Source organism: Elstera litoralis (assembly GCF_000963705.1).
GTDB lineage: Bacteria > Pseudomonadota > Alphaproteobacteria > Elsterales > Elsteraceae > Elstera > Elstera litoralis.
In genome coordinates, this window is the sequence record NZ_LAJY01000489.1 from 1 (window position 1) to 4,332 (window position 4,332).

General features: G+C 62.7%; 4 protein-coding genes and 1 pseudogene. 4 read left to right on the forward strand and 1 reads right to left on the reverse strand.

Features of this window, described 5'->3' with window-relative positions:
• Positions 1 to 62 precede the first annotated feature (62 nt).
• A complete protein-coding gene (queF, locus tag VZ95_RS16245; RefSeq protein WP_045776790.1) occupies positions 63 to 521 on the reverse strand; it encodes a preQ(1) synthase in 459 nt (152 codons plus the stop codon).
• 139 nt (positions 522 to 660) lie between these two features.
• On the opposite strand from queF, the gene hisS reads away from it, so the two are divergent.
• The 4 genes and pseudogenes from hisS to VZ95_RS16265 form a co-directional block, all read left to right on the forward strand.
• Positions 661 to 1,911, forward strand: coding sequence for a histidine--tRNA ligase (gene hisS / locus VZ95_RS16250; RefSeq protein ID WP_045776791.1), 1,251 nt, complete (start codon positions 661 to 663; stop codon positions 1,909 to 1,911).
• A gap of 12 nt (positions 1,912 to 1,923) precedes the next feature.
• Positions 1,924 to 2,996, forward strand: a pseudogene (prfA, locus tag VZ95_RS16255) (peptide chain release factor 1).
• Positions 2,980 to 3,891, forward strand: coding sequence for a peptide chain release factor N(5)-glutamine methyltransferase (prmC, locus tag VZ95_RS16260; protein WP_045776792.1), 912 nt, complete (start codon positions 2,980 to 2,982; stop codon positions 3,889 to 3,891). The pseudogene prfA and the gene prmC overlap by 17 nt, the downstream one beginning before the upstream one ends.
• Before the next feature lie 244 nt (positions 3,892 to 4,135).
• Positions 4,136 to 4,332, forward strand: a 197-nt coding sequence (locus tag VZ95_RS16265) for a DUF4167 domain-containing protein (RefSeq protein WP_045776793.1), incomplete at its 3' end; no start/stop codon positions are given.

The following is a 4,332-nucleotide window of genomic DNA, read 5'->3' on the forward strand; positions in this document are numbered from 1 at the left end:
GTTCGACGCGCAAAGCACGTCGGGGACGGGTTTGGGCGGTAGCCCATCAGAAATCGGCCTATCTACCCCCGCCCCCGATAAGACGGCACCGCCTGATCCGGCACCCACACCCCGTCCGGCGCGGGGCCTGTTTGGTAGAACACGTCGATGGGAATGCCGCCGCGCGGATACCAATAACCGCCGATCCGCAGCCATTTCGGCTGGATCGTGGCGACCAGCCGCCGGGCGATGCCGACGGTGCAATCCTCATGGAACGCCCCGTGATTGCGAAAAGACGTGAGGAAGAGCTTCAGCGACTTGCTCTCCACCAGCAACCCGCCGGGAATATAGTCGATGACCAAATGGGCGAAATCGGGCTGCCCGGTGAGCGGGCACAGGGAGGTGAACTCGGGCGCAACAAAGCGCACGACGTAATCCACATCCTGCGTGTTGGGAACGGCCTCCAACACCGCCGCGTCGGGGCTTGCGGGTTGGGCGGTTGCCTGCCCGAGTTGGGTCAGTCCAGAATATTTATTCGTCATGATGCCCTGACTATAGCGGGCCGATGCGGCCTGACAAGGCCCCTGCCCGCCCTTATCGTCAACCGCCCCCTTGACCCACGCCGCTAAAGCCGATAGCCGAAGGGTTTCGAAAGCCCATCCTCATCCAAGGAGAAAACCCGTGGCGCAGTTGCAGCCGGTACGCGGAACCCATGATCTTCTGCCCGAAGACGCGCGCCGACACCGCCATGTGGCCGAAACCGCTCGTTTGATCGCCGGGCGCTACGGGTTCGAGGGCATGGCGACGCCGATTTTCGAGTTTGTCGACGTTTTCGCCCGCACCGTCGGCGAAACCTCCGATATCGTCTCGAAGGAAATGTATGTCTTCACCGATCGCGGCGGGGAAACCCTCGCGCTGCGGCCCGAAGGCACGGCGGGCGTGGTGCGCGCGCTGATTTCCAATAGCCTCACGCAATCCTTGCCGTTCAAGGCCTTCTACTACGGCCCGATGTTCCGCTACGAGCGCCCGCAGAAGGGCCGCCTGCGCCAGTTCCATCAAATCGGCGTGGAGTTGATCGGCCCGGCGACGCCGCTGGCCGATGTGGAAGTGATTACGGCGGGCGCGGATATTCTCGAAGCCCTCGGGCTGCTGGACCGGGTGCTGCTGCACATCAATACCCTGGGCGATGCCGAAAGCCGCACGGCTTACCGCGCCGCGCTGGTCGAGTATTTCTCGGCGCATAAAGATAGGCTCTCGGAAGATAGTCTCGCCCGGTTAGAAAAAAACCCGCTGCGCATTCTCGATTCCAAGGACGAGGGCGATAGGGCGCTGGTGGCGAACGCCCCCTTGTTCGGTGACTATCTAACCGAGGCCGCCCAAACCTTCTTCAAAGCCGTCACCGATGGGCTAACCGCCGCCGGAATCGCCTTCAAACACGATCCATTGCTGGTGCGCGGGCTCGATTACTATTGCCATACCGCCTTTGAATTCGTGACCACCGACCTCGGCGCGCAAGGCACCGTTCTGGCGGGTGGGCGCTACGATGGGTTGGTGGAGCAGATGGGCGGCCCTGCCACGCCCGGCGTCGGTTGGGCCGCTGGCGTGGAGCGCTTGGCGATGCTGGCGACCGAGCCGCCCGCCCCGCCGCGTGCCCTCGCCTTAATCGCCCTGGGCGAGGCCGCCGAACAGGCTGCGATTCCGCTCGCCCGCTCGTTACGCCGCGCCGGAATCGCCGTCGATCTCGGCTATAGCGGCAATATGAAAAAGCGCCTCGCCCGCGCCAATAAAATCAACGCGCGCTTTGCCGTGATTTTGGGCGACGATGAACTCGCGCAGGGCGTGGCGCAATGGCGCGATTTAGATGAAGGCGCGCAAGGGCCGGTTCCGCTCTCGGAACTGGTGGGCTATGCCCGCGCCGCGTTTCGGGAATAAGGGTAGCTGGTCATGAGCATGGAAGAAAAACTGGCGCGGCTAACGCAGCGTCATAAAGACCTCAACGAGTTGCTCGCCCAAGAAGGGCTTGACCCGGCTGAAATGGCGAAGCTCTCGAAGGAATATTCAGACCTCACGCCCATCGTCGAGAAGATCGGGGAATTAACCGAAGGTCAGCAGGAACTCGCCTCGCTCGCGGCCATGTCGGAAGATATGAGCCTTGACGCCGAAATGCGCGATTTTGCGATGCAGGAGTTCCACGATCTCAAGGATCGCCTGCCCGCACTGGAGCGGGCGCTCTATATCGAGTTGCTCCCCAAAGATGCGGCGGACGAAAAGAACGCTATTCTCGAAGTCCGCGCGGGCACCGGCGGGGAGGAAGCCGCGCTGTTCGCCTCCGTCCTGTTCCGCATGTACCAGCGCTACGCCGAACTCCACGGCTGGCGCTTCGAGGTGATGGATGTCGCCGATACCGGCCTGGGCGGGCTCAAGGAAGCCAGCGCCTCCATTACCGGGCGGGGGGTGTTCGCGCGCCTGAAGTTCGAATCGGGCGTTCACCGCGTCCAGCGGGTGCCGGAAACCGAAAGCTCGGGCCGAATTCATACCTCCGCCGCCACGGTCGCCGTGTTGCCGGAAGCCGAGGAAGTCGATATCCACATCGACGAAAAAGACCTGAAGATCGACGTCTACCGCTCCTCCGGCCCCGGTGGCCAGTCGGTGAACACCACCGACAGCGCGGTGCGCATTACACACTTACCGTCGGGTTTGGTCGTTATCCAGCAGGATGAAAAATCCCAGCATAAGAATAAGGCGAAAGCGCTGAAAGTGCTCCGTGCCCGGCTCTATGATGCCGAGCGCCGTCGTCAAGACGATATTCGCGCCGCCAACCGTAAAACCCAGGTCGGCAGCGGGGATCGCTCGGAGCGCATCCGCACTTATAACTTCCCGCAGGCCGCGTCACCGATCATCGCATCAATGTGACCCTCTATAAGATCGATAAGATCCTCAACGGCGAAGCGCTCGATGAAATGATCGAGGCGCTGATTACCGAAGATCAGGCCGAACGGCTTGCCGAAATCGCCTGATCCCCAGGAAGGGCCTGATCCGCAAGACCTGTGGCGAGCGGCAACCCGCCGCTTGACCGAGGCGGGGATCGACGGTGCGCGGCTGGATGCGCGCCTGCTGCTGGAGGCGGCGTTCGACTGGAAGCCCCACGCCCTCACTCTGGGAACGCCAGCGGTTTCGGCAGAAGGGCTGGCCCGGTTGGAGGGGTTTATCGTCCGCAGGTTAGCGCACGAGCCCGTCAGCCGTATTCTGGGCCTGCGCGATTTTTGGTCGCTGCCGTTCAGGATTTCCCCGGCGACGCTGGACCCGCGCCCGGATTCGGAAACCTTGGTGCAAGCCGTCCTGGACCGGACGGAGCGCGCCGCGCCGTTGCGCCTGCTCGATCTCGGCACCGGCAGCGGCTGCCTGCTGATCGCCTTGCTCGCCGAACGCCCGCAGGCGTGGGGCGTGGGGCTCGACCGCGCCCCTGCGGCAGCGGCCCTGGCCCAAAGCAATGCCGCGTCGCTCGGCGTTGGCGGGCGGGCGGCGTTTGCGGCGGGTGATTGGACAGAAGCCCTAACTCAAATGCCGACCGGGCGCTTCGACGTGATCCTCTCCAACCCCCCCTATATTCCGCTGGGCGACCGGGCCATGCTTGCGGCGGACGTGCGCGACTATGACCCGGCGCTAGCGCTGTTCGGCGGCGTCGATGGGCTCGATCCGTACCGGCGCTTTGCGGTGGACCTCCAGGCTTTTCTGGTGCCGGGGGGGCTGCTGGCGCTCGAAATCGGCTGGGATCAGGGGGCGGCGGTTCAGGCGCTCTTGCAACAGGCGGGCTGGTGCGCTGTGACCTGTTTACCCGATCTCGGCGGGCGCGACCGAGTGATTGTTGCTTATTCGCCACAAATTGAGCCGTTTTGCGACGCGCCCCGGTAGAAAACAGTTGGAAATTCCGGGGGCTGCGTCTAGGGTCAGATTGTTCCGGCATTCAGTGATCTTAGATCACGCGCGGATCAGGGTCGCTGACGCGCCTGATCTTTGCATCTTCCCAGTCAGGCGGGGGAGACGCACCGGGGGATACCATGAAAATTGGTTTCCCGTGGAACTGGAACCCCAGGTCATTGGATGAATAAGCAGCCAAAAACCCTGCCGAGAAACATACTGCCAAGAAACGGGTACCATGAGACAAGGTCCGCAGATTAAGCGTCCCCGGGGACGAAGCCAAGGCGGCTATCAGGGCAATAGCAATCAGAGCAATGGCGGGAGCGGCAATAATAATAACCGCAAGCCAGGCTCGGCACGGCATCAAACCTTCGATAGCAATGGCCCCGATACGCGCGTGCGCGGCACCGCCATTCAAGTTTACGAAAAATATAT

Bases quoted from the DNA above. Each gene is read 5' to 3' on its own strand.
- queF (WP_045776790.1), bottom strand. From the start codon at position 521: ATGACGAATAAATATTCTGGACTGACCCAACTCGGGCAGGCAACCGCC.